The sequence below is a fragment of the Hyphomicrobium sp. NDB2Meth4 genome (assembly GCF_900117445.1).
In the GTDB taxonomy this organism is placed as follows: domain Bacteria; phylum Pseudomonadota; class Alphaproteobacteria; order Rhizobiales; family Hyphomicrobiaceae; genus Hyphomicrobium_A.
Map to the genome: position 1 here is coordinate 676,598 of NZ_FPEJ01000013.1, position 24,015 is coordinate 700,612.

Annotated in this window: 25 protein-coding genes and 1 tRNA gene; 14 read left to right on the top strand and 12 right to left on the bottom strand. The window is 62.8% G+C overall.

The window, feature by feature from the left end; genetic code table 11:
* Positions 1 to 252, bottom strand: coding sequence for a hypothetical protein (locus tag NDB2M4_RS18260; protein WP_244536225.1), 252 nt, complete (start codon positions 250 to 252; stop codon positions 1 to 3).
* A gap of 200 nt (positions 253 to 452) precedes the next feature.
* On the opposite strand from NDB2M4_RS18260, the gene NDB2M4_RS18265 reads away from it, so the two are divergent.
* The 5 genes from NDB2M4_RS18265 to NDB2M4_RS18285 all read left to right on the top strand — a co-directional run bounded on the left by NDB2M4_RS18265 (position 453) and on the right by NDB2M4_RS18285 (position 5,679).
* On the top strand, positions 453 to 1,094 hold the full coding sequence (locus tag NDB2M4_RS18265) for an AAA family ATPase (RefSeq protein ID WP_072377635.1): 642 nt from the start codon (positions 453 to 455) through the stop codon (positions 1,092 to 1,094).
* Positions 1,091 to 1,411 (top strand): hypothetical protein, encoded by a 321-nt coding sequence (locus NDB2M4_RS18270; RefSeq protein WP_072377637.1) that lies wholly within the window; start codon positions 1,091 to 1,093, stop codon positions 1,409 to 1,411. Before NDB2M4_RS18265 ends, NDB2M4_RS18270 begins: the two co-directional genes overlap by 4 nt.
* Positions 1,408 to 2,613, top strand: a complete 1,206-nt coding sequence (locus NDB2M4_RS18275; protein WP_072377639.1) for a hypothetical protein — start codon at positions 1,408 to 1,410, stop codon at positions 2,611 to 2,613. Before NDB2M4_RS18270 ends, NDB2M4_RS18275 begins: the two co-directional genes overlap by 4 nt.
* Before the next feature lie 246 nt (positions 2,614 to 2,859).
* Entirely contained in the window at positions 2,860 to 3,498 is a 639-nt protein-coding gene (locus tag NDB2M4_RS18280; RefSeq protein ID WP_171988140.1) for a phage tail assembly protein, read from the top strand.
* Between the two features lie 96 nt (positions 3,499 to 3,594).
* Positions 3,595 to 5,679 carry a phage tail tape measure protein gene (locus NDB2M4_RS18285; protein WP_072377643.1) on the top strand — a complete coding sequence of 695 codons (2,085 nt, stop codon included), beginning with the start codon at positions 3,595 to 3,597 and terminating at the stop codon, positions 5,677 to 5,679.
* 283 nt (positions 5,680 to 5,962) lie between these two features.
* Here the strand turns inward: NDB2M4_RS18285 and NDB2M4_RS18290 are convergent, their stop codons facing one another.
* Positions 5,963 to 6,229, bottom strand: a complete 267-nt coding sequence (locus NDB2M4_RS18290; RefSeq protein WP_139247372.1) for a hypothetical protein — start codon at positions 6,227 to 6,229, stop codon at positions 5,963 to 5,965.
* A gap of 113 nt (positions 6,230 to 6,342) precedes the next feature.
* Between NDB2M4_RS18290 and rhuM the strand changes: the two genes are divergently transcribed.
* Positions 6,343 to 7,437, top strand: a complete 1,095-nt coding sequence (rhuM, locus tag NDB2M4_RS18295) for a RhuM family protein (RefSeq protein ID WP_083556569.1) — start codon at positions 6,343 to 6,345, stop codon at positions 7,435 to 7,437.
* A gap of 71 nt (positions 7,438 to 7,508) precedes the next feature.
* Positions 7,509 to 7,784: a hypothetical protein gene (locus tag NDB2M4_RS18300; protein WP_072377647.1), complete on the top strand. Its 276-nt coding sequence runs from the start codon at positions 7,509 to 7,511 to the stop codon at positions 7,782 to 7,784.
* 118 nt (positions 7,785 to 7,902) lie between these two features.
* Here the strand turns inward: NDB2M4_RS18300 and NDB2M4_RS18305 are convergent, their stop codons facing one another.
* From NDB2M4_RS18305 to NDB2M4_RS18335, 7 genes are all read right to left on the bottom strand, one after another.
* Positions 7,903 to 8,328, bottom strand: coding sequence for a hypothetical protein (locus NDB2M4_RS18305; protein ID WP_072377648.1), 426 nt, complete (start codon positions 8,326 to 8,328; stop codon positions 7,903 to 7,905).
* Between the two features lie 150 nt (positions 8,329 to 8,478).
* A complete protein-coding gene (locus NDB2M4_RS18310) occupies positions 8,479 to 9,108 on the bottom strand; it encodes a terminase small subunit (RefSeq protein ID WP_083556571.1) in 630 nt (209 codons plus the stop codon).
* A 6-nt stretch (positions 9,109 to 9,114) separates the two neighbouring features.
* Entirely contained in the window at positions 9,115 to 10,515 is a 1,401-nt protein-coding gene (locus NDB2M4_RS18315; protein ID WP_083556573.1) for an AAA family ATPase, read from the bottom strand.
* Between the two features lie 152 nt (positions 10,516 to 10,667).
* Positions 10,668 to 10,895 (bottom strand): helix-turn-helix domain-containing protein, encoded by a 228-nt coding sequence (locus NDB2M4_RS18320; RefSeq protein ID WP_072377654.1) that lies wholly within the window; start codon positions 10,893 to 10,895, stop codon positions 10,668 to 10,670.
* 95 nt (positions 10,896 to 10,990) lie between these two features.
* A complete protein-coding gene (locus tag NDB2M4_RS18325; protein ID WP_072377656.1) occupies positions 10,991 to 11,611 on the bottom strand; it encodes a hypothetical protein in 621 nt (206 codons plus the stop codon).
* The gene (locus NDB2M4_RS18330; protein ID WP_072377658.1) at positions 11,608 to 12,924 is read right to left on the bottom strand and encodes a tyrosine-type recombinase/integrase; all 1,317 of its coding nucleotides are present in this window, start codon (positions 12,922 to 12,924) and stop codon (positions 11,608 to 11,610) included. Before NDB2M4_RS18330 ends, NDB2M4_RS18325 begins: the two co-directional genes overlap by 4 nt.
* Positions 12,925 to 13,076: 152 nt before the next feature.
* Positions 13,077 to 13,166: transfer RNA gene (locus tag NDB2M4_RS18335), tRNA-Ser, on the bottom strand.
* Positions 13,167 to 13,346: 180 nt separating this feature from the next.
* Between NDB2M4_RS18335 and NDB2M4_RS19870 the strand changes: the two genes are divergently transcribed.
* The 7 genes from NDB2M4_RS19870 (at position 13,347) to NDB2M4_RS18370 (ending at position 20,910) form a co-directional block, all read left to right on the top strand.
* Entirely contained in the window at positions 13,347 to 14,396 is a 1,050-nt protein-coding gene (locus tag NDB2M4_RS19870; RefSeq protein ID WP_083556575.1) for a septal ring lytic transglycosylase RlpA family protein, read from the top strand.
* Positions 14,397 to 14,471: 75 nt separating this feature from the next.
* Complete coding sequence (locus tag NDB2M4_RS18345; RefSeq protein ID WP_072377660.1) at positions 14,472 to 15,671, top strand: D-alanyl-D-alanine carboxypeptidase family protein; 1,200 nt, start codon at positions 14,472 to 14,474, stop codon at positions 15,669 to 15,671.
* 60 nt (positions 15,672 to 15,731) lie between these two features.
* Entirely contained in the window at positions 15,732 to 16,388 is a 657-nt protein-coding gene (tmk, locus tag NDB2M4_RS18350) for a dTMP kinase (protein ID WP_072377662.1), read from the top strand.
* A complete protein-coding gene (locus tag NDB2M4_RS18355; RefSeq protein WP_072377664.1) occupies positions 16,388 to 17,521 on the top strand; it encodes a DNA polymerase III subunit delta' in 1,134 nt (377 codons plus the stop codon). The genes tmk and NDB2M4_RS18355 overlap by 1 nt, the downstream gene beginning before the upstream one ends.
* A 130-nt stretch (positions 17,522 to 17,651) precedes the next feature.
* Positions 17,652 to 19,307 carry a methionine--tRNA ligase gene (gene metG / locus NDB2M4_RS18360; protein ID WP_072377666.1) on the top strand — a complete coding sequence of 552 codons (1,656 nt, stop codon included), beginning with the start codon at positions 17,652 to 17,654 and terminating at the stop codon, positions 19,305 to 19,307.
* A complete protein-coding gene (locus tag NDB2M4_RS18365; RefSeq protein WP_072377668.1) occupies positions 19,307 to 20,116 on the top strand; it encodes a TatD family hydrolase in 810 nt (269 codons plus the stop codon). The genes metG and NDB2M4_RS18365 overlap by 1 nt, the downstream gene beginning before the upstream one ends.
* A complete protein-coding gene (locus NDB2M4_RS18370) occupies positions 20,113 to 20,910 on the top strand; it encodes an MBL fold metallo-hydrolase (protein WP_072377670.1) in 798 nt (265 codons plus the stop codon). The genes NDB2M4_RS18365 and NDB2M4_RS18370 overlap by 4 nt, the downstream gene beginning before the upstream one ends.
* Positions 20,911 to 20,916: 6 nt before the next feature.
* Here NDB2M4_RS18370 and NDB2M4_RS18375 read toward each other — a convergent pair whose 3' ends face one another.
* From NDB2M4_RS18375 to NDB2M4_RS18385, 3 genes are all read right to left on the bottom strand, one after another.
* Complete coding sequence (locus tag NDB2M4_RS18375) at positions 20,917 to 21,663, bottom strand: SDR family NAD(P)-dependent oxidoreductase (protein WP_139247373.1); 747 nt, start codon at positions 21,661 to 21,663, stop codon at positions 20,917 to 20,919.
* A 92-nt stretch (positions 21,664 to 21,755) separates the two neighbouring features.
* Entirely contained in the window at positions 21,756 to 23,261 is a 1,506-nt protein-coding gene (purF, locus tag NDB2M4_RS18380) for an amidophosphoribosyltransferase (RefSeq protein ID WP_072377672.1), read from the bottom strand.
* Between the two features lie 73 nt (positions 23,262 to 23,334).
* The gene (locus NDB2M4_RS18385; protein WP_072377674.1) at positions 23,335 to 23,997 is read right to left on the bottom strand and encodes a CvpA family protein; all 663 of its coding nucleotides are present in this window, start codon (positions 23,995 to 23,997) and stop codon (positions 23,335 to 23,337) included.
* Positions 23,998 to 24,015: the final 18 nt, after the last annotated feature.

Below are 24,015 nucleotides of genomic sequence, written 5' to 3' on the forward strand. Positions count from 1 at the left end.
TTACTCCTTCGGTTCGCGCTCGCCTTTGCGCTTCATCCGCTTGAGCACCGGCCCCGCATATTCCGTGATGAAAGCGACGATCGCCTCTTGCATCGTCGTGCCGTTCTCAATGGTGGCAACCTTGAAGGCAGTGCGAACGTCCTCATCAAGATGCACGAGAATCGACACTTTGCCCTCACGGCTCGGCGCCTTGTAACCTGGCTTCGGCCCCATATCGTCGTACTCCACGCCGCTCAATTCCAGCACGGACATGGTTCTAGGCCTCCTCTGCTAGCACTACAAGTTGACGATCCTTGCTAAGTAAGCTAGCATACTAAGCATGTCAAGCCTATGCAGTCGATGTCTATGCCTGTGCCCATACTGCACGCCTAGGCATCCTGCATATGCCTAGGCGTCTGACGGTGACTAGGCGGGGCAGCGAGTCGGGCCCATAAAGCCGGAGAGGTGAACCAATGATCGTCATTGGAATTCTGAATTCGAAGGGAGGTGTCGGGAAAACGACGCTCACGGCCGCGTGCGCCGTGCAGGCGGCAGCGTCCAACTCAGTGTGCGTTGTCGACCTCGACAGTCAAGGCAGCTACTCGGACTGGTATACGCGGCGTGGTTCGCCCGACAACCCAGCGCTTTTGGTAGGCGAGGACCGCGCCAGCGAGGCTGTCGAAGCGCTGGGGCTCACGAGCCCATATGAGTATGTGTTTCTCGATGGTCCGCCCGGGTCGCTCATAGTGACCGAGGACGCGGTGCGGTCGTCGACGCTGGTCGTGATCCCCGTGCGTGCGAGCGGACTCGACCTGATGGCATCCCAGGACTGCATTTCGCTTTGTCAGGAAGCCGGAACGCCCTGTGTCGCGGTCATCAACGGCAAGACGCAACATGACGGTAAGCTCGTGGAGCAGGCGCGCGAGGTGCTCGCCTCGTGGCGTGTGCCGGTCGCCGAGACAGTAGTCGCGCACCGCATTCAGTACATCAATGCGGTAACGAGCGGCAAAACTGGCCCCGAGAAGGACCGCAAGGCGGCCGAGGAAATCGGCGCTCTTTGGCGTGAAATTGAGGCGGCGGCTCGGAAGGCGGCGAAGGCGAGGGCCATAGCATGAGCGATGAGTCGAACAGCGTCGACCGCTTCATGGAGATGTTCGCCACGCTACCGGCTGAGCGCAGCGCTTTGAGGAAGCAGCGCGCCAAGGCCGAGCGACGTTCGCAGTTGACTGCTGCCCAGCGCCAGCGGCAGCAGGCGAAGCGCACCTCGCAAATCAACTTCAGATGTTCTCCGGAGTTCTTCGCCGACGCGCACCACATTAAGGGCTATCTCGCCGAGCAGCGCGGACATCCAGTCAGCGTTGCTGACGTGCTTGAAGAGGCCCTGGTGCTGCTGAAGCGGCGCCACGACTACAAAGGGACTCGCACCGCATGAATCGGCTCGCTCACCCCGCCGCTGCTGCAGTCGGCATCGGCATACTCGCCTGCGTTACGCATGCCGCGATCGTTGCGACGGGCGGATATTCAATGCCCACTGCGCCGCTCCTCATCGCACTCGCTTGCGGCCTCGCCACCGGCGCTGCCGTAACAGGTATCGCGTGGGGGCAACAGCGTCGCACGCTCGCCATTCTGCTGGTCTTCGCGCTGGGTGCGGGCGAGGCATATGCGCTGCTGATGACGGCCGAGCGCACGCTCGCACATCGCGAAAGTCAGCAGGCGCCGCTACGTGAGGCGGCGGCAAAGCATGAGGCAGCCTTGGCGCGCGTGAATCGAGCGCGGGACAGCGCATCCCAGTCGACGGTACCATCGCCCCGTCTTCTCGCAGCAGAGGCCTCTAGACGGGCCGCTGAGGAGGCGGTGCGCTCCGAGGCGAGCAAGCCGGGATGCCGCGAGAACTGCCGGCTTCTCCTGCAGCAGGCGGTTGACGCCGCTGCTCTTGAGGTCCGCTCCGCGCGAGCCGAGATCGCCGCGCACGAAGCGAAAGAGGCGGCGGCGATCGATGCTGAAAGGCGTGCGGCGCAAGCCGAGCTCGACGCCAATCCTGCACCGCCCAGCGCGACACCGCTCGCCGACCGCCTTGGCGTTGAGGCGTGGCGGATTGACTTGCTTGCGGCGGCCCTCGCGTCCATTGCAGCCAACGGGCTTGCTGCGATCCTCATCGCATTTGCGTCCCATAGCCGACGCCCAGAACCTCATGCACACCTGCCGACTTATGCTGAGCCGGTTGCACTGCTCGAAAGCGGGTCATCGTCGGCCGACACGTCCGATCATGGAGCGCCAGCGGAGATCGCGCCGGCGCGGCATAGGCGATCTGCCGACGAGGCGGCCCGGTTCGCCTGCGATGTGCTTCGTCCTGACGATAGTGGACGCGTTCGGCTGCGCGACATCCTTCCCGCGTATCACAACTGGTGTGCAAGCCGTGGCCTAGACCCCCTAGCAGTCGACGAAATCGGCGCGGCGCTAGCCGCGCTCATTTCCCGAGCGGGCCTTCGCTACGGCGAGGCCAGCGGCGAGCCGGTGATCGTAGGCATCGTTTGGGCTGATGCTGGTGCGACTCTAGCGTCACCGCGGGATACCAAGGGCACCACGCCCTCCACTTCGGCATCGTTGGCACAACTAGCAACGACGCCGATGTAGCGAGCGGCCATTAGGCGCTGTGCCCAACACCGCCAACGCCGCCAACATCGCCAAGAATCCGCGCGGCGCCATTTGGCGGTCTGCGCCGTTGGATGACCCATGTACGCCAAGGCCGCCAATACCGCCAAGGCGGTGTGTTGCTCAGAAGGCGGGGGGCGGCGGCATTGTTCGGAGGCGACTTGGATAGCGCTTCTCCGTGCGAATCGAATCGGCAGGCTTAACCCTCAGCGACAACGGAGGGTAGCGATGACGACAAAGCCAGCAATGAATGGCCTGACGAAGGACTTCCACCTGCAGGTGCCGATTACGGACGAGGTGGGCAGCGCTTGGACGAAGATCACTCTTCGCGAGCCGACACTTGCCGACATGATTGCCGTCGAGCGTAAGGTGACTGCGCTAGGGAATGCGTTCACAGCAGATATGCTGTCGCTGCTCTCTAATTTGCCGGAGACCGCGGTCCGCAAACTCAAGTTCAGGGATTTGCGTCCCATTGAAAGGTGGCTCAACTCGCTCCAGCACACCGTGGCCGATGATGATCCCCTGGAGGCTGTGCCCCAGCGCACGTTCAAACTACTCGTCCCACTGCAGACGAACGGCGCGCCTATAACGTCGCTGACAGTTCGGGAGCCGGACCTCGACTGCGGCATCATGGTCGACAAGTTCAAGGGAGCCGCTGAGCAGCAAGCGGCGATGATCGCGGCGCTTTCAGATCAGGTTATCCCCGTGATCACCCGGATGGCGATGCGCGACGTACGCCGCATCGATGCGTGGCTCAATTTTTTCTCGTTCGCTGGCGCCTTCTCGCCCGAGACGGGGGAGGGGATGTCGGCAAATCCAAGCTCCGCGGATGGCGTGACGTCGCCGCAGTTCTCGCAAGCGAGCTGAGCACGGGATTGGACCAGATCCGCAAGCTTCCGCTGACGGAAGCTGCCGAGTGGATGGGGTCCCTGCGGCGCATTAACGAACCGGAAGCTTGAAGCAATGGCCAACCTTACGTCGAGCCTCGTGATCAGCCTGCGGGACCAAGTGTCTGGCCCCGCCGGCGGCGTATCGAAATCGCTCCTGAACATTCAGAGGGCGGCGGAATCGATCGCGAGGGTCTCCTCGAAGCTGAACCTCGGCACCAAGAACCTGCTCAACCCATTGAAGGACGTCGGAACCGACAACCTCGACGAAACCTATTACCAGTGGGATCAGCTGGCTCAGCAGATCGCTGCCATATCCGAGACCGGCGCCGACGGAATGATGCGTCTCAAAGACGCCATCCGACGTGTGTCGACGGAGTCGAGGACGCCGCCGCAGGACCTCATGGCGGCGGCAAAGGCCTGGCTCGAGCTGGGCAATAGCCTCGACACGTTTGAGAAGATCGCGGCGATCGCCGCGAAGACGTCGCGCATCACCGGCGTCTCTCCCGCGCAACAGATGACGGGCGTCAACTCAATTTTGCGCGCCTACGGCAAGGACCCGAACAACATCGAGGATGTTAGCCACTTCGAGGAACTCTATCTCGTCGCGTCGAAGGGGATGGTGGGCGGTGCGCACGCCTTCGAGGAGGCGATGAAGACGTTCGCGCCGGTTGCCAAGGCCACGGGAATGACAGTCGAAGAGGCCGCAGCCCTGGTGCAAACGTTGGGCGGCCAGTTCGAGGCAGGTGAGATCGGCAACGCGCTGAAGACCGGCTTCGTGCGACTGCTTCGGCCACGATCGGGAGCCCTTCCGCAGCTGCGCGCGGCCGGCATCGACTACACCAAGTGGTTCAATTTCGACATCGACAAGCTGCAGCGTGAGGGCGGACTGGATTTCGCGGAGCGACTGCGCGGCATGGGGCGTCGTGTCTCCCCAGAACTAGCGCGGGAGATCAATGAAGCGTTTGAGACGGCAGACCTTTCAGAGGGCGCTGGGCCGCTGCAGGATAAACTGACGGCGATCCTCACTGACGCTTACGGGCACTCGACCCGGAAAGGAAAGAAGGTCCTCGACGGCCAGACAACCAAGGATATTGCAGCCGCCGTCGCCCAGCACGTCCAAGCCTATCGCGACGCGATGAAGGGTTTCAACGTTGCGCAGTTTCTCGATGACCTATCGAAGCAAGTGAACAATGTGCCTTTGCTCGACTCACTGTTCGGTGTGAACCGTCTGCCCCAGTTCCTCGATCTGCTTCGCCAGGCGGGCCACTTCCGCGATCGCCTCGAGAAGATCATTCACGACATGCCGGGCGCCATCGATCGCAAGTGGAAGGAATTCTTCGACAAGGCCGATTCCTACTCGAACGCGGTCAATAGGCTCACCAACGCATGGGACAATCTTTGGAAGAAGATGGCCGACACGGGCGTCGGGTCCGACATCGCCACGATCATGAACGGTGTCGCACGAGCAGTGGAATGGTTGCAAAGCCTCGACCCCGTATGGTCCCGCATGTTTTTCTGGATGACCACAATTGGGAGCGCCGCCGCGGCTATTGTTGCGCCGTTGCTGCTCCTTGCGAAGCTGCGCAAGCTGTTCACCGTAGGCAAAGCCGCGATAGGTGCAGGGGAAGCTGCGGCCGGTGGCGCCGCGGCCGGCGCCGGAACGGCTGGTGTCGCAGTCGGTGGCGCCGCAGTGGCCAAGCGTTTCGGCCTCAAAGCGCTCGCTCGCATTCTTGGTTGGCCGCTCGCGTTGGCGCTTGCCGGCTATGATGCCTATGAGGGCTACCAGAAGGATGGGTGGAAAGGCGCGATCCTCAATCCGCTCACGTTCGGGTTCTATTCGAGTGGCGATGAAGGCGCCGAGCCGAACGCAGCGCAGACCGCTGTCGCTGGTGGCCGCGCCGTCGCGAGCGGCAAGGATGCCGGGCTCTCGGAAATTCAGACCCAGGCGCAGGCCATTCCAGCCGCGGTCGCCGGTGCAATGGCGCAGGTCCGCACCATCCTCGCCGGCGTTGATCTGACGGCCGAGGGGCGACGGGCAATGCAAACGTACGCGAACGGGCTAGCTGAAGGTGCCTCGGCCGCTGCTGCGGCCGCCCGCGCCGCTGGCCACCAAGTGGGAAGCGCTATGAGAGGCGCGTATTCGGACGGAGGACGATGACAATGATCGACGAATGAGAAACGCTGGGGACGCAGCCGCAATATCTTCTACGTTTGCTGCTCGCGAGCGAAGCGCAACCTCGCCGTCATCGATCTGGCGCCCCGCTCAAACGCCAAGGACAAGGGCGTCGTGGCACTGTTCGGTGCTGAGGCTTGCCACTTCCTGTGAGATCGGCGCCCGTTAAGCGGGTCGCGGATCCCGGCTAGTCCCGTAAAGTCTCATTATCGGGACTAGGCCCCCTGCCGAAGTGGCAGCTCGCCGGCATAGCGGCGACGCGTTCCGCTCAGAGGCGCGAAGCTGCCTCTGCTCGCGCAATCCTCTCCAACGTCTTACGACCCTTGGCCTTGAGCCTCTGAAGTTGCGAGATCAGTTCATCAATGCCCCGCTCGAACTCGTCAGGTGCAATCGCCTCATACGTCAGGCAGAAGACGCCCGGCTTGTCAGCTAGACTCGCTGGTCTGACCCCATTGGCTACGCCGACCGATATCCCTTTCCAGCCCGAGCCGTACGTCGCGACCTGAACTTCAAATGCTTCGTCAACTGCGGACATGACCGCCTCCCTCGTGACAAATGAAGATTGGTCGCCGATTCTCCGGCCCAGCCATACGGTGGCGCCTGCGCTTTCCACAATCAGTTGCGCTGGGTGTTTGACTGCAACTGTCGATGGCGACTAGCGTCTTCGGAATTCTGGTGGGGTTGAGCAAAATGTCGGAACCCGAAAAGCAATTGCATATTGTCGAAGACGAGGACACCGGGGACCAGTTTGTCATCTACACCACGACGGCAGGCGTCGAACTTGACGTTCGATTCGAAAACGAGGAGCCCTGGTTCACGCAGGCACAGTTGGCGAACATCTTCGGCGTCGACGTCCGCACGGTTAACGAGCACATTCAAAAATTTGTGGCCGAGGGCGAACTCGATAATTCAACTATCCGGGATTTCCGGATAGTTCGCGAGGAAGGCGGTCGACGTGTAACTCGCCCGATCTCGCACTATGGATTGGACGTAGCTTTTTACGTTGGTTACCGGGTCAACTCCGGCCAAGGCAAGCTGTTTCGCCGCTGGGCTACGACGATGCTCGTACAGCTGGCCACCAAAGGCTTCGTGATTAACGCTCGCAAGCTTAAGAACGAGCCGGATCACTTCGCCGATCTCCGGCGACTCATCCAGGATATTCGAGCCAGCGAGGCGAACCTCTACGCCGAGCTTCGTCGCATCGTCTCGATGTGCAACGATTACGACCCCGGTTCTAAGGAGAGCAGGAACTTCTTCGCACTGTTCCAGAATCGGCTGCTCTTCGCCATTACCGGCCACTCAGCAGCGGGCATCCTCACTTCGCGTGCGGACGCGAGGCAGCCCAACATGGGTCTAAAAGCGTGGAAGGGTAACGAGCCGTTGCAGACCGATGTCTTGACGGCCAAGAACTACCTGGGCGACCTCGAGCTTGAGGACCTAAACCGCCTCGTGGGAATGGTATTGGACTTCTTCGAAGATCAGGTGAAGCGAGGATTTCTCGTGTCGATGGCAGACGCCGAGGCAAAGCTGCAAGAGATCTTCACCGTCAACCGGCGACTGATGATGCCTGGGCTCGGGAAGCCATCCCACAACGCCGCTGAAAAGCATGTCAAGGAGCAATATAAAATCTTCGACTTAGCACGTCGCGACGAGCGCAAGCGTCTCGCCCTCGATGACTTGAACACCGCCTTTGCCCAGCTAGCTGCGCCGAAGCCTAAGAAGCCGAGGAAGAAAGCGGACTAAAGAGCGGGCGGCTGCCACACAGGTTACCCTTCCGCAACGGTGCCAGTCCATCTTCGGCGCGGATAACTGAGATGGAGACACTTGTGGCGGTGCAGAGACAACGGCTCGGGTACAACACTAAAGGCGCAATGGGTGAATCCGAGGATTGGTGGGACCTGGTGTTCGATTCCGACGAGCTCCGCTTTTTTGTCGAGCATAGTTGGGACCGCGTGCAGCTTTCGAAGCTAGAGCAACCGTCCAATGTTGGCACGGTCGAGATTGACGTAAACACCTTCTTGCGCGAAGGCCCGGAAAAGCCGCGACTAGCGTTGGCGAGACGGCTGGGCAAGCTCTTCAATAACGACTGACCGGCTCCTAACCTACGATACAAGATCGCCGCGACTGTCCTCGAAGGGCCACCGAGGCTCTCACTGTTCTGCCCGGCTAAGGCCAGCCAAACGGCGGAGAAACTGGCCGTGGAAATTGTCAATCACGTCTAGGCTTGGGACCGGGCCTGGCGCGCTGACGCTCCGCTTCGCGGACGAAACGGATGTAGCCTTGCACCGATGCGGCGAGGTTGTACGCCGCTCGGCCGGATTTCGTCAGGAAGCCCTGATCTGCAAGGATGCGCATCCAGCGATCGCCGATGCCCAGGATCGATGCAAGGCGCACGGCAGAAACGGTGTCGTCGTCCAGACGTGCCGCCTGTTTGCCGTCCAGGAAGCGCTGATAGCCCTGCACTGAGGCCGCTAGGTCGAATGTGCCATGCCTCACCTCAACCAGATAACCATCGGTTGCGAGCGCGCGCATGACTGTCCGGGAGAGAGGCGGATCGGCCAGGATCGATGCAAGTTGTGATGACGACAGCGTCAGTTCCTTTTCTACGGCGCGCTTTTTAAGTGATGTAGGCATTGGTCACCCTCAGAACGGAAGCGGAAGTGAAGATTTTCCGGCCATAAAATTTGGCGGACGCCGGGCCGCTGCTGCGCCGCACGTCGGGTGGGGGGCCTGGAAGGGACCCGCGAGCTGCCCGGCCGCGATGAATCGAGGGCGGCGGTTGCATCACGGCGTCGCATTCGTCTCAGGTTCCTTACTTGAAGCGTGCGCTGGCACATGCTGACCGTTGCGGGGAGCACGATCAGCGCTGGGAAACATCGCCAAGAAGCGCTCGGTGGATGCAGCAAAGCCATCCTCGCCGCTAGGCCGGTGCTCCACATGGATCGAAATTCGTATCGCCGGAGAGCTTGCCGAGTTAGACTGCGCGCGCGCCAACGCGATCAAGCCGGCGCTTAGGCAGCGAAGCGCCGCCAGCCGAACAAAATCACTCTTGTTTTCGTCGAAGGCCACAAGGGCAAGCCGTTCCAATTCCTCGATGGACTGCGTCTGCTCCTCTGACGCGAGATCCCGGATCGCCGACGGCGGTGGTGCAACCGTGGCGCGACTGAGCCAGGCCTCCTGCGGCTCCTGTCGAATATCAGCAATGCGACGAAGTATGTGCGGCGTGCGCAACAAGCGTCGTGCCCGCTCGCTGCAAACGTTGGAGCTTAATCGCCGGTCAGGGGAATAGACCTCTGCATAAGCTCTGCCACCATTCAGATCGCGAGCGTACTCCTCACAAAAGGCCGACTGCCGCTCCGTCAATGGCAACCTGAGCAGCCGGGCATTAGGTTCTTGGCATCCTTCGGTTGCCATGGCCGCTCAACCCGTCGTCGGCAAACGCAGCCGCCAACTGCCACCTGCTCCGTCCTTCCGAGCTACGACACCCAGCGCTTCGCGGGCACGTTCCAGCGTGCGCTTGGATATGCCGGCCTGCTTGGCCGCGCGCTCGATCGCTTTTGTCTCCTTCGGCCCGTCCTCTAGTTCGGCCGTAATGAAGCCCTTCGCTTCATCAAGCTCAGAACGCGCCGAGGCAGGCATACTCGCTGCCCGTACCAATTCATCGGCAGTAATCGCCACGGGGCCGGGGTCGATGACAATTCTCGACGTAACGATGCCACTTGGCAGGACTACTGGCTCGACGATGTAGGCCAACGATGGGGGATTTGCCGCAAGACTGCAGCGGATCGGTGCAAAGATCCGGCGTTGCCTGGCTTCGTCGTCCGGATCGTAGCCAGCGAGCCAAGCCGAACGTGATAGGGCCACAAACGCCCCACTGCCAGTCACGCGTGCCATAGCGCTGCCGTCGCCGGTCTTGTTGAGGTGGCTTATCAGAAGCACCGCCACTCCCAGGTCGCTCGCCATGCTTTGCAGCGGGGCCAGTGCTCCGCGCACGTCAGCGGTGACGTGAGTGTCGGCACGCCCCATGTAGGCCGTGATTGGATCGATGACGATTAGGCGGACGTCCCCGATGCGTCGCACCAGTGCCGCCAGCTGCTCAATGTGGCCGTGCACATCGAAATGGCGCCGCTGCCCGCTCTTTGGATCGACAGCCCAATCCAGAATGTGAACTCGTTGTAGATCCGCACCGACGGCCTGCAATCGCGGCACCATCGTATCGCTCGCGTCATCCTCGCAGCCGATCATGATCACGCTACCCTCGGGTGCTTGCCCACCCTCCGGCCATCGTTCGCCGGTTGTGATCGTCGCTGCCATCCAACTCATCAACTGGCTCTTACCAACGCCAGGGAGGCCGGCCAGCAGCGCGATCTTTCCCAACGCAATGCGCAACGGCCACAGCCATGAGATATGCTCCGGCTCGATTTCAGCGGCGCAACGTACGATCGCTCTTGCCGCCGACGGGTCGTTGTCCCCAGCGCGTTCATCGCGAGCTTTACGCTCACCGGCTTGCAGGCTAGCGACGATGACCTCTTGGACCGCGTCGGCGCCGAGCTCGTCGGACAGGCCACATCGGCAGGCTGCCGCCTTTAGGCTGCCGATCGCTTCATCAGCAGTGATGGGAAGCGACCGCGCGATAGCGCTTCCATATGCAAATCCCGCTTCTCGGAGTCGTGCTCGCAGCTCGTTGAGTGGTCTGCCGCGGGACATTGCCAATTCGTCGGCGAGCCGATCACCGTTGAGAACTCGTGGTCGTCGAGTTCGAGCGACTGGGGGCGGGGCAGAACCGGCGCTATCACCGGCATCAACTTCTGTGCGCAACATGGGGAGCCCAATTGGCGGGTGGCCCTATGCGCAGGATTCAGCCTGTGTCATAGTCGCTGCCGTCGAGAGCAGTCTGGCCACGCGTGACGGATTGTGCGCCTGCCAGGGCGCCGTTCACGCGGACGCTACACGTACAAAAGCCGATCGGCGCGTCACCGCCGGTCGGCTTTTTCGTTTCCTCTGTTGGGATGGTTGCCGGCGACTAACGGCAGCGACCTGAGGTAGCCGTCGAGTTCTGCTTTCAAGATCAGCGTGCGGCGGCCGAGCTTTCGGGCAGTGAGCGCTCCCGATGTGATGGCACCATAGATCGTGTCGCGGCAAACCCCGGCGTGCTCCGCGGCCTCTGCAACGGAATATGCAAGTCGATTATCGTCGATCATACCCAACCTCTGACGGCGTCTGTCGATGACATCCGGTTAGGCGAGTCATGTTGGATCGGAAAACCGAGCGTATGCATGGCATATGTTCGTAACGATCAACCATCACGTGACGCCGGCAAGTGAATTGGCTCGCCTGATAGCAGGCGATCACCATGCGCCTTGTGCATCTTGGTCCAGATCCCGTTGACGCTACTTTCCGACGACTTGAGGCGGCGTTCTTCGAGCGCCATGTGTACTATCGAGCACGCGGAATGGCCGTCATTGGTCCCGCGGCGATCTGGATTGCGGGTGGCCTTGTATCCAAGCTCCATGATGCGGGCGACAGCCATTGCGATGAGAAGATCGCGATCATGGAGCCTTCGGCGGTTACCAAATTTGCCGTATGCAAGCGGCGCCATCCCCTCGATGATGTCGATCAGGTAATCCTTCTCGGCACTGCTCAATGTCGGTTCGCCCAATTCAACCCGGTCGCGCAAGATCATCCGCACGACTTGATCTGCGTCGACGTCCCCGTCCCGGGCCTGCCGGATCAATGGCTCCGATCCTAAGCAGATGGCATTGAACCTTGCTGCCATCCGCCAAGCCTCTGACCCATTTTCATATGGACGTTCGTCGTCACTTGGCCCGGCTAGGTTGGCTAGAAATCCCTTAGCCAACTCGATGGCGGCCTTGTCCCGATCCGATAGGGTGCTGGTATCAATCTCAGCCGACATCATCGTGGTTGCCCCACTACCAGGGGCTTGCCCTTGAAGTCCGCCACCCCGCCCAGCGCAGAATCTTGGCGGCGTTGACGGTCTTGGCGGAATTGATGACCACCATTGCCGGCAGAACCCGCTATCTCGCTGCTGCAATATCTCTCCCATGCGGCCATCAGCTTTCGGCGCCTTTCGAACAGGTCGCCGCGCCGGTAGGCGGCCTCGGTCTCGTCGTCGACGACGTGCGCAAGCGCCATCTCGCACACTTCGTTGGGAAACTGTGTGTGCTCGGCTGCCCAATCGCGAAACGTCGAGCGAAAGCCGTGCACGGTGACGTGAGCGCATCCCATGCGTCGCAGCAGCATCAGCATCGCCATTTGCGACAGCGGCCGGCCAGGCTTCGCCCCGGGAAACAACAGTTCGTTTTGCTTCACCTCAGCCATCTCTCTGACGATGGCTACCGCACGCTCGGAAAGTGGAACACGATGAGCCCGCCCCCCCTTCATTCGCTCCGCTGGTATCGTCCATAAACTGCAGTCAGCCTCAATCTCAACGAACGACGCGCCCAGCGCCTCATTCGTCCGCGTCGCTGTGAGAATCAGAAACTCCAGTGCGCGTGCGCTGACGCCTGTCAGCTGACGCAGGTTGGTCATGAACTGAGGGATCTCGGCGAAGGCGAGGGCCGGGTGGTGCTTGACCCGTCGAACCTTGCTCTTCGCCGGCAGGAGGTGGTCCAAGTGACCTCGCCAGCGCGCTGGGTTCTCGCCCCCGCGGAGGCCGCTCGCGCGGGCCGCGTCTAGGATTGACTCGATCCTTCCCCGCACGCGAGAAGCCGTCTCAGGCTTCACCGCCCATATCGGGCTCAGCACCTTCAAAACGTGCTCTGTTGTGACATCGCCGACGGCGACGGCGCCCATCACCGGATAGACATAGGCTTTCATCGTCGACCGCCACTGAGCGGCGTGCTTGGCGTTGCGCCATGCGGGCTCATGCGCAGTCATGTAGGAGTTGGCAAAGGCCTCGAACGTCGTGGCCCTACTGGCGGCGAGCCGTTGCGCCTCGTCCTCGGCGCGGCGCACATCTATGGGATCGAGGCCGCTGGCCACTAACTGCCGGCACTTTTGTGCCGCTTCGCGCGCTGCGGCCAAGGTGACGCTGGCACATCCACCGAGTCCGGCTTCGCGCGTCTTGCCGGCTCGAGCGAAGCGAAAGACCCATCCCTTGCTCCCGCCCGGCGCTACGCGCAGATAGAGCCCCCCGCCGTCGGCATAGTACCCGGGCTTTTTCCGCCCCGTCACACTGACGGCCGAGAGCCTGTGAAGCGAGCGCGACATTCACCCCTGCCCATGTTTATGCCCATGTATCGACGCCCGATGCTAGCCGACATGGGCAGACACCAACAAATGGCGATGGCAGTAAATGCTCAGGTTATTCAGGGCTTTTTCCGACGCCCAGCGTCATGGGCCTACGTCGGCAGATGTGGAATTGGCGGAAGGGGTGGGATTCGAACCCACGGTGGGCTTGCACCCACGGCGGTTTTCAAGACCGCTGCCTTAAACCACTCGGCCACCCTTCCAATCTTCGCTCCCGGCGAGGCGCGGAACCTATAGCTCTCCGCTGCACGGCTCAAGCTGAGCCTCGCTTTTACCCAAACTCAAACGTGTTTTGCCATCCTCGCGCCATGCGGGCGCCAGTCGCGGCGTGCATCGCTTAGGGGCGTCAGGCTGCGCGGGCCTGATCGGCGGATCAGTTGCGTATGTTGGTTCAAAAAGCAAATCCCGGTTCGCAGTGGCCACCGGCGGCCATTCGCAGCACCTCTGGCCACCTCCACGCGCGCCGCTGCTCCAGCGCCCTGGCCTTGGGACTGTTGTCAATTTTGCCCTTGGCGCTCGCGGCCTGCTCGGGCGGAAGCGGCTTCGACAGCAGCCTCGGCGTCACCTCCAGCCCCCGGGTTGCCAGCAGCGGGCGCATCCCGAAGGGCGGTGGTGTCTACAAGGTTGGGCGCCCATATCGCGTGGGCGGCCGCTGGTACCATCCGCACGAGGACCCCAACTACGACCGCACGGGCGTTGCCTCCTGGTACGGCACCGGCTTTCACGGACGCCGCACCGCTAACGGCGAGGTCTACGACATGTACGCGCTGACGGCCGGCCACCCGACGCTGCCACTGCCGTCCTATGCCTATGTGACGAACCTGCAGAACGGCCGCACCATCCTGGTGCGCGTCAACGACCGCGGTCCCTACGCCAAGGATCGGCTGATCGACCTGTCGTATCAGTCGGCTCGCACGCTCGGTTTCCATCAGCACGGTCTGGCGCGCGTACGCGTGCGCTACGCCGGCCGCGCCCCGCTCAATGGCGATGACAGTGCCGAGCGTCGCTTCCTTGCGCAATCTCAATCCGGCAACAGCTATGCTGCGGTGCAAACCGGAACATCAGCCATATCGACAGGGTCGCTGCGCACTCCCGGCCAGCAGCCCACGTGGTCGGTCGCCCAGTATCGCCGCGGGTTGACGGATACGGTCAGCGCGCCGTCGGCGCTCGGATCTCCTCCAGCAGCGACCTATCTGCGCGTCGGCACGTTTCGATCCCGGACTGAGGTCGAGCGGCTTCGCTGGATGCTTGCCGGACCAGATCCGGCAGCCGTCGAGCCTGTGGGCACGTCGGAGGCCGATGGTTTCCGCCTGCGCCTCGGTCCCTATGACGATGCCGGCGCCGCATCCGCCATGTCACGAATCGCCGCTGCTGGCTTCGAACCGGACGCAAGCTCTGAATCGCTTGACGAAAGAGGGACTTCCAAGCGTTGACATCGGCTGCGCACTGAATTGATAGTCCGATCTAACCTGCTGGTGTCCGGCTTCATCCCAAGGTGCCAAGGCGCAATGCTCTTCTCCGTACATCGAAGCACTCTCGGTTCGCTCTCCGCGGCAGCCGCACTGCTCGTCGCGCTCGCCATCGCGCTTATGCCGCAATTGGCCTCGGCCCAGAGCGGCGGCTTCAACACGCGAGCGAAGGCGGCAGTGCTTCTGGATGCCGACACTGGCGCCATTCTCTATCAGAACAATGCCGACGAGCTTCTCGCGCCCGCGTCTGTGTCGAAGCTGATGACCGCTGAGGTCGTCTTCCGGGCGCTCAAAGAGGGCAAGCTCAAGCTCACCGACGAATTCACGATGAGCGAGCACGCATGGCGCACGGGTGGCGCGCCCTCGCGTACCTCTTCGATGTTCGTGCCGATCAACACGCCGGCGACGATCGATGATTTGTTGAAGGGCCTGCTCATCCAGTCGGGCAACGACGCCGCGATCTGCCTGGCAGAAGGGCTCAGCGGCTCGGAGGCGAAGTTCGCCGAGCGCATGACGGCTGAGGCGCGCCGTCTCGGCCTGACGAAATCGACATTCGCCAACCCCAGCGGTCTATACGATCCCGGACAACAGATGACTGCGCGCGAGATCGCGCTGTTGGCGCATCACCTGATCAAGGAATACCCCGAGTACTACCCGATCTTCTCCCAGCGCCTGTTCGAGTATCGCAAGCACAAGTTCTACAACCGCAATCCGTTGCTGCCACTCGACATTGGCGCAGATGGCCTCAAGACCGGCTACATCAAGGAGTCGGGTTACAATCTCGTTGGCTCCGCGGTGCAGAACGGTAAGCGCCTGATCGTCGTGGTCATGGGCCTGCCGACCGAATCCGACCGCACCTCCGAAGCCAAGAAGCTGCTCGACTGGGGCTATCGCAGCTTTGCTCCCTTCAAGCTGTTCAACGCCGGCGAGACTGTTGGCAGCGCGCGTGTGTGGGGCGGCGAGCAGTTCTACGTCCCGCTGACGGGCGATGGACCCATTTCGGTGATTTTGCCGCGCGTTCCGGAAAATCCCCGCCTCAAGGCGGAGATCATCTACGACGGACCGCTGAAGCCACCGGTAAAAAAAGGCGACCGCGTCGCCACGCTGAGGGTGACCAGCCAAACCAATCAGGTCAACGAAGTGCCGCTCTATGCTGCACAGGACGTCGAGCCGGGTGGCCTGGTACGCCGCGGTCTCGATTCCCTGGCGCACTTGGCACTGAGCTGGGTCCCGCTGTAGCGCGCTCGCCGTTGGCATGTTACCGACGCCCAACGGCTCAGCCGCTAGGGATTTCATAGAGTGCTCGGCAGGTTCATTACGTTCGAAGGCGGGGAGGGGTCGGGCAAGTCGACCCAGGCGCGGTTGCTCGCGGCCGAGCTCTCGCGCATCGGCATCAGCACCGAGATCACCCGCGAACCGGGCGGCTCACCATTTGCCGAAGCCCTGCGCGCCGTCATCCTCGATCCAAACATGCCGCAGCACTCCGCGCTGTCGGAAGCACTGCTGTTCTATTCGGCTCGCGCGGATCACCTCGACAACACTGTGCGCCCGGCGCTTAACGCTGGGCAGTGGGTCATCTGCGACCGCTTCATCGATTCAACGCGCGTCTATCAGGGCGAGGCCGGCGGTCTACCTGGCGAGATTATCGACGTGCTGAACCACATGGTTGTCAGCCCGACCTTCCCGGACCTCACGTTCGTACTCGACATCCCAGCCGAGCTGGGCCTTGGTCGCGCGCACAGCCGCAGAGTCGACAAGATCAATCCCGACACCGAGGCCGACGCTTACGAAAAGCGCGACCTCGCATTCCATTGGAAGCTCCGCGAAGCCTTCCGCGAGATCGCCGCGCAGGAGCCGGAGCGTTGCGTGCTCATCGACGCAACGCAGGAGCCGGAGGCGGTATTCGCTGAGGTTTGGCGTGCTGTCGAAGCGCGCTTGCTATCCACGGACCGCTGATGGCGCGCGCACCGGCCATCACCGAGATCGAGGAGCTGCCCGAAGCCGACCGGCTAGGTGATTTTCCCCATCCGCGTCACACGCGAGCCCTCTTCGGTCAGGGGGACGCCGAACGCGCGCTCGCGGAAGCGCTGGCGAGCGGACGCATGCATCACGCATGGCTTTTGGCCGGCCCGAAAGGCATCGGCAAGGCGACGCTGGCTTATCGATTTGCGCGCGCCGCGCTTGCGCAGCCACAAGAACGCGACCCTACCGGGCATAGCCTCGACGTCGATGACGCAACCATCGCTGCGCGTCAGGTGCGGGCGCTGTCGCATCCGGGGCTGCTTGTCGTTCGCCGGCCGTACGACACCAAGGGCAAGCGCTTCGCCTCCAGCATCCCCGTCGATGAAGTGCGCCGCCTGCGCACGTTTCTCGGCCACCGAGCCGCAGGCGACGGATGGCGCGTCGTCATCGTCGATGAAGCCAATGAGCTGAACGTCAACGCCGCCAACGCGCTGCTGAAATCGCTCGAAGAGCCGCCGGAGCGCACGGTGTTCCTGCTCGTGTCGCCGGCCCCTGGCGATCTCGTGCCGACGATCCGCTCGCGCTGCCGTATGCTGTCGCTGTCGCCGCTGTCAGATAGTGACCTGCGGGCGGCGGCAACCGCTGCCTTGGCTGCCGCAGACATGCCCCCGCCGGCGGACGCAGACTGGGCGCCCCTCGAGCGGCTATCGGGGGGAAGCGTCGCCCGTCTCCTGGGCTTGTTCGGCACCGGCGGCCTCGCGCTGCAGGCCCAGATCGACCGTCTCTTGGGTCTGCTTCCGCGTGTCGACTGGAAAGCCGTCCATGCTCTGTCCGACGAGCTACAACCCGTCGCCGCCCAACCCAAATTCGAGCTGTACTTTGAGCTGCTTATGGGCACCCTGGCCCACCTGATAAGGCTCGCCGCGACGGGGGAGGGAAGCCCCGAGGATCAGAGCCTGGCCGCCAAGCTGATCGGCACGGGCCGACTTGCCTCATTCGCCGCCCTGTGGGAAAGAGTAGCCCGCGAAAAGGCCGATACGCTTGCGCTCAACCTCGACCGCAAAAGCCTTATCATTCAAACCGTCGCGGCATTGAGCGCCGCCGCCCAGGATCGAAAGCCCGACTGAGAGATGCACCCGCAGCGCCGGACCAGCACCCACCTTCCGTGTCCCGCCCGAATGTGAAGCGGATGCACCGGCACAGCCGGTCACCGTTACCATTCACAACTGCATCTCGAGACAAGGGACCAAAAAGTCCATGAGCGGGCGCCAGAAATTCTACATCACCACGGCCATTTCCTATCCCAATGGCCAGCCGCACATCGGCCACGCCTACGAGGCGATCGCCACGGACGCGATCGCACGCTTCGAGCGTCTCGACGGCAAGGACGTCTTCTTCCTCACCGGCACCGACGAGCACGGCTTGAAGATGAAGCAGACGGCCGCCAAGGAAGGCCTGACGCCGCGCGAGCTTGCCGACCGCAACGCCAAGCGCTTCCGCGAGATGGCCGGCGCGCTCGAACTGTCGAATGACGATTTCATCCGCACCACGGAGCCTCGCCACTATCGCTCGGTCGAGGAGATCTGGCGGCGCATGGAAAAGAACGGCGACATCTTCCTGAAGACGTACGCCGGCTGGTACTCCGTGCGCGACGAGGCGTTCTACAACGAAAGCGAAACGACTGTCGGCGAGGATGGTGTGCGCCGCGGACCGCAGGGCACGCCCGTCGAATGGACTGAGGAAGAAACCTACTTCTTTCGCCTCTCGGCCTACCAGGACAAGCTGCTCGCCCACTACGACGCCAACCCCGATTTCATCCTGCCGCCCGAGCGCCGCAACGAGGTGACGAGCTTCGTCCGCGGTGGGCTCGAGGATCTGTCGATTTCGCGCACGACGCTCGATTGGGGCATCCCCGTGCCGCATTCAGACGACGGCCGCGACAACGGCGGAAGCGGCGCGCGCCACGTGATGTACGTGTGGGTGGACGCGCTCACAAACTACGTCACCGGTGTCGGTTTCCCCGACGAGAAAGACCCGCTCTGGCACTACTGGCCCGCCGATGTGCACGTCATCGGCAAGGACATCCTGCGCTTCCACGCTGTCTATTGGCCGGCGTTTCTGATGTCGGCCGGCGTCGAGCTGCCCAAGCGCGTCTTCAGCCACGGCTTCGTGCTGTCGAAGGGCGAGAAGATGTCGAAGTCGGTCGGCAACGTCGTCGATCCGTTCGACCTCGTGCGCGCCTACGGCGTCGAGCAGGTGCGTTACTTCTTCCTGCGCGAGGTCAACTTCGGCCAGGACGGGAACTACAGCCCCGAGGCGATCGCCAACCGCATCAACGCCGACCTCGCCAATGACATCGGCAACCTCGCCCAGCGCTCGCTGTCGATGATCTACAAGAACTGCGAGGCGAAGGTCCCCGAGCCGGGTGATTTCACGGAAGCCGACAAGACGATCCTCGCCGCCGCCGATGCGCTCTACACCAAGACGCGTGAGGCGATGGACCGGCAAGCGGTGACGAAATATCTCGACGCCGTATGGGCCGTGGTCGGCGATGCCAACCGCTACTTCGCGGCCGAGGAGCCCTGGGCCAAGAAGAAGACCGACTTCAAGCGCATGGAGACGATCCTCTATGTGACGGCCGAGGTCGTGCGGCAGGTTGCCATCCTGGCACTGCCGGTGACGCCCCATGCTGCGACCAAGCTGCTCCAGTACTTGGGCCAGCCGATGGAAGCACACACATTCAAGGCGCTGGGCGAAGCGGGCCGCCTGAAGCCGGGCACGGAGCTGCTCGAGCCGTCCGGTGTGTTCCCGCGTTACGTTCCGCCAGAGGCCGAAGCCGGCGACAAGCCCGAGCTTAAGCCGAAGAAGGACAAACAACCCAAGAAGCAGAAGGAGCCGAAGGGCCAGGCCTGATGCTCGTCGATCACCACTGCCATCTGGATTTTCCCCAGCTCGCCGCCGATCGTGACGGGCTGCTGGCGCGCGCGAAGGCGGCGGGCGTCGGAGCAATGGTGACGATCTCGACCCGCATTCGCCAGCTTCCTTCGCTGCTCGAAATCTGCGAGGCGCACGACAGCATCTATTGCTCGGTCGGCACGCATCCCGACAACGCCGGCGAGGAGGGCGAGCGCGGCATCACTGCCGACGAGATCGTGCGCCTCTCCGAGCACCCGAAGGTGGTAGCCATTGGCGAGGCCGGCCTCGACTACTTCCACAAGAAGGCTTCCCCGCAAGCCCAGGAGGAAGGTTTCCGCGCCCACATCGAGGCCGCGCGCCGCACCGGCCTGCCGCTCGAAATTCACGCGCGCGATGCCGACCAGGACACGCTGGCGATCATCGAGGACGAGTACGCAAAAGGCGCGTTCCCGGCGATCCTGCACTGTTACACGGGCGGGCCCGAGCTGGCGCGCCGGGCTGCGGAACTGGGCCTCTTCGTTTCGTTCACTGGCGTCGTGACGTTCAAGAAGAATGACGCCCTGCGCGACATCGCCCGCGCTGTGCCACTGGATCAGATGCTGGTCGAGACAGACGCGCCTTTTCTCGCGCCCGAGCCCTATCGCGGCAAGACGAATGAGCCCGCTTTCGTGGCGCACACGGCTGCCGCGCTTGCTAAGGTCAAGGGCATCACCCCGGAAGCGTTCGCGCAGGCGACAACCGACAATTTCTTCCGCCTCTTCCGCAAAGCCAAGCGACCAGCATCGGGCCCGACTTCTGCCGCATGAGCTACCGCGCAACCATTCTCGGCTGTGGCTCATCGGGCGGCGTGCCGCGCATCGGTGCCAACTGGGGCGCGTGCGATCCATCCAACCCCAAGAACCGGCGCTGGCGCTGCAGCACGCTGATCGAGCGCATTGGTAAGCAGCGCCACACCACCGTGTTGATCGACTCCTCTCCCGACGTGCGCGAACAGCTCCTGAGCGTGCGCTGCGAAGCCCTCGACGGCGTGCTCTATACGCATGACCATGCCGACCACACGCACGGCATCGACGATCTGCGCATGGTGTCCTATGCCATGAAGCGGCGCATCGACGTCTGGGCGGACGATGTCACGCGGAAGAGCCTCGTCGATCGCTTCGGCTATTGCTTCGAGAAGCCCCCAGGATCGAGCTATCCTCCGATCCTCAACGCGCACCCGATCGCGCCTGCAGTGCCGATCGCCGTTGAGGGTCCTTCAGGTGTAATCGAAGCGCTGCCGATCCAGCAGGTGCACGGCGACATCGGCTCGCTCGCTTTCCGCATCCGCAACTTCGCTTATTCGCCCGACGTGAGCGAGATCCCTGAGAGCTCGGTGCCGATGCTCGAAGGTCTGGATGTGTGGATCGTAGATGCGTTGCGCTTCACCGCGCATCCGAGCCACTTCAGCGTCAAGCAGGCGCTGGCCTGGGTCGAGCGGCTGAAGCCGAAGCGCACCATCCTCACCCACATGACGACCGACCTCGATTACGAAGCACTGCGGCGCGAGCTGCCCGCAGGTGTCGAGCCTGCCTACGACGGCATGGTCATCAACTTCGACTGACTCTGCTCACGCGTCAGCGTGATGCTTCTTCCAGTCCGCGAAGTTCACGACCTGTCCCGAAAAATCACACGCAGGCGAGACCAGCTCCAGGAACAGCGGCACCAGCTCTTCCGGCGAAGGCAGCTTGTTGGGGTCTTCACCGGGGAACGCCTTGGCACGCATGCCCGTGCGCACCGGGCCGGGGTTCAGAAGATTGACGCGCACGTTGGTCGTCTCCAGTTCGTGCGCATAAGTTTTGACGAGACATTCGAGCCCCGCCTTCGACACCGCGTAAGGTCCCCAGTAAGCATACTTACCCGAGGCCGCGCCCGACGTGACGAACACCGCGCGCCCCGCATCCGACCGCTTCAGCAGTGGGTCAAGCGTGCGGATCAGCCGCCAATTGGCCGATAGGTTGATGTCGATCACCTGCTTCCACGCATCTTCGGTGACATGCGGCAGCGGCGACAGCGGACCTAAGATGCCCGCGTTGGCGACCAGGATGTCGAGCTTGCCCCAACGCTGAAACAGCGTCGGTCCGATCTGATCGACCTTGTCGCCCTTGGATATGTCGAGCTGCAGCAGTGTCGCCGAACCCCCGGCAGCACGGATCTCATCGTCCAGCTCTTCGAGCGCCCCCACCGTCCGTGCAACGACGACGACATGCGCACCCGCCTTGGCGAGGCCGAGGGCAACCGCGCGTCCAATCCCGCGCGAAGCGCCTGTCACGAGAGCGAGGCGATCTTTCAGGGGCTTTTTGTTCTTCATGGCCATCACAGCTCGGCATCATACGACAACGCCCGCCGACAGCTATAGGCCGCGGGCGGGCGTTGCAACCCCTACCGGGGGACGGTCATAACGAGGCCTTACCCGACCTCGGCAAGCAGCGAAAGCTGCCGCGGAACGGCGTGTCCGCTCTGGTCTGTCAGCGGCGTCGGATATTCGCCGGTGAAGCAATGGTCGGTGAACTGCGGCGCGCGCGCATCGCGGCCATCGAGGCCAACGGCGCGATAGATGCCATCCACCGACAGGAATGCGAGGCTGTCCGCGCCGAGGAAATGGCGCATACCTTCGAGGTCCTTGTTGGCCGCGAGCAAATCGACCTTATCGGGCGTGTCGATGCCGTAGTAGTCCGGGTGCGTGATCGGCGGCGAGGCAATGCGCATGTGAACCTCGCGCGCGCCCGCCTCATACATCAACTGCACGATCTTCTTCGACGTGGTGCCGCGCACGACGCTGTCGTCGACCAGCACGATGCGCTTGCCGCGAATGACGCTGGCATTTGCCGAATGCTTCAGCTTCACGCCCAAGGTGCGGATCTGCTGCTCCGGCGCGATGAACGTGCGACCGACATAGTGATTGCGGATGATGCCGAGTTCGAAGGGAACGCCGGCCTCCTGCGCGAACCCGATGGCCGCCGGCACGCCCGAGTCGGGGATCGGCACGATGACGTCCACATCCGCCGGGGCCTCGTGCGCAAGCTGCACGCCCATCTGCTTGCGGATGTCATAAACAGTGCGCCCGGCAATGACGGAGTCTGGCCGGGCGAAATAGATGTACTCGAAGATGCAGGGGCGGGCAGGGCGCATCGGGAACGGGCGATGGCTCTCGACGCCGCTCTCCGTGATGACGACGACCTCGCCGTTCTCGACCTCACGGATGAACTCGGCGCCGACCATGTCCAGCGCACAAGTCTCCGAGGCGAGCACGTAAGCGGAGCCGAGTTTGCCCAGCACCAGCGGGCGGATGCCGATCGGATCGCGCGCGCCGATCATCATATCGTTGGTGAGGCCGACCAGCGCGTAAGCGCCTTCGATCTGGCGGATGGCTTCGACGAAGCGCTCGACGATGCGGCGTTTGGTGGAGCGGGAAAGGAGATGAAGAATGACCTCGGTGTCGGAGGTCGACTGACAGATGGCGCCGGTGGAGATCAGTTCCTGGCGCAGCGTCAGCGCATTGGTCAGGTTGCCGTTGTGGGCGACGGCAAAGCCGCCAGTATCGATGTCGGCGAACAGCGGCTGCACGTTGCGGAGCACGGCATCGCCGCAGGTCGAGTAGCGGTTGTGGCCGATGGCCATATGGCCTTTGAGCCGGTCGATGACCGAAGCGCGCGAGAAGTTGTCGCCGACGAGCCCCATGCGGCGCTCTGAATGGAACTGCTGGCCGTCATACGAGACGATGCCGCAGGCTTCCTGGCCGCGATGCTGAAGTGCGTGCAGGCCCAGCGCGGTGATGGCCGCGGCATCCCGATGCCCAAAAATACCGAAGACCCCGCATTCCTCGCGGAGCCTGTCGTCGCCGTACCGAAGATAACCCGGCCCGCGGAGCTTCTCGCCTTGAAGCTCTGCGACCTCGTCGAGCCGTTGAGTCATCGCCACCTCCCGCTGGTGTCGTGCCGCTGCCCGAATTGGTGAACGCACATTAACGCTGTCGGTGACCGCGGGATCAGCTCGCAGCCACCAGCCACGTGACAGAAATATGATATCTCCCCGGCGCTTCAAGCGCTAATTCGTCGCCCCAGCGCTTTTCCAGTGCGCCTTGTTGTTGCGGCTGGGCCGGCTGCTCTTCCGGAGGCTGCTCGCCCGGAGGTGCCGTTAGGGACGATGGCATATAGGCCTCGAGGACATAACGGATCGAGTCACCCACCCCCTTGATGTACGGCAGCGTCTTCGATTCCTTCACCCACGGCACCTGCGTGTTGGGGTCGGGGAAGAACGCCTCGTAGAACATGAAGGGGATGACGACGAGGATGAACCCGCGCACGACGCCGAACAGGAAGCCCAGCACCCGGTCAATCATGCCCACGCGGCTGTCGAGGATCGCATCGGAAAGGCGCGCGGTGATGAGGTGCACGACAATGAGCACAATCAGGAAGATGACCGCGCCGACCACGATCTGCGCCACCGGCACCTTGGTGCCCATCTGTTGCGCCATGTCCTGCGCGAACGGCTTGTGGAAGATCACGAAGTACAGGACTGCCGCTGCCGCCACCGCCCAGGAGATGATCGAGAGCATCTCGCGCGCGAACCCGCGGTACATGGCGAGCAGGCCGGAGATGAAGCACACGGCGAGCAGCGCAGCATCGAGATAGGTGATCGGCCCCAGCATGGTCTAATGAACTCCGTT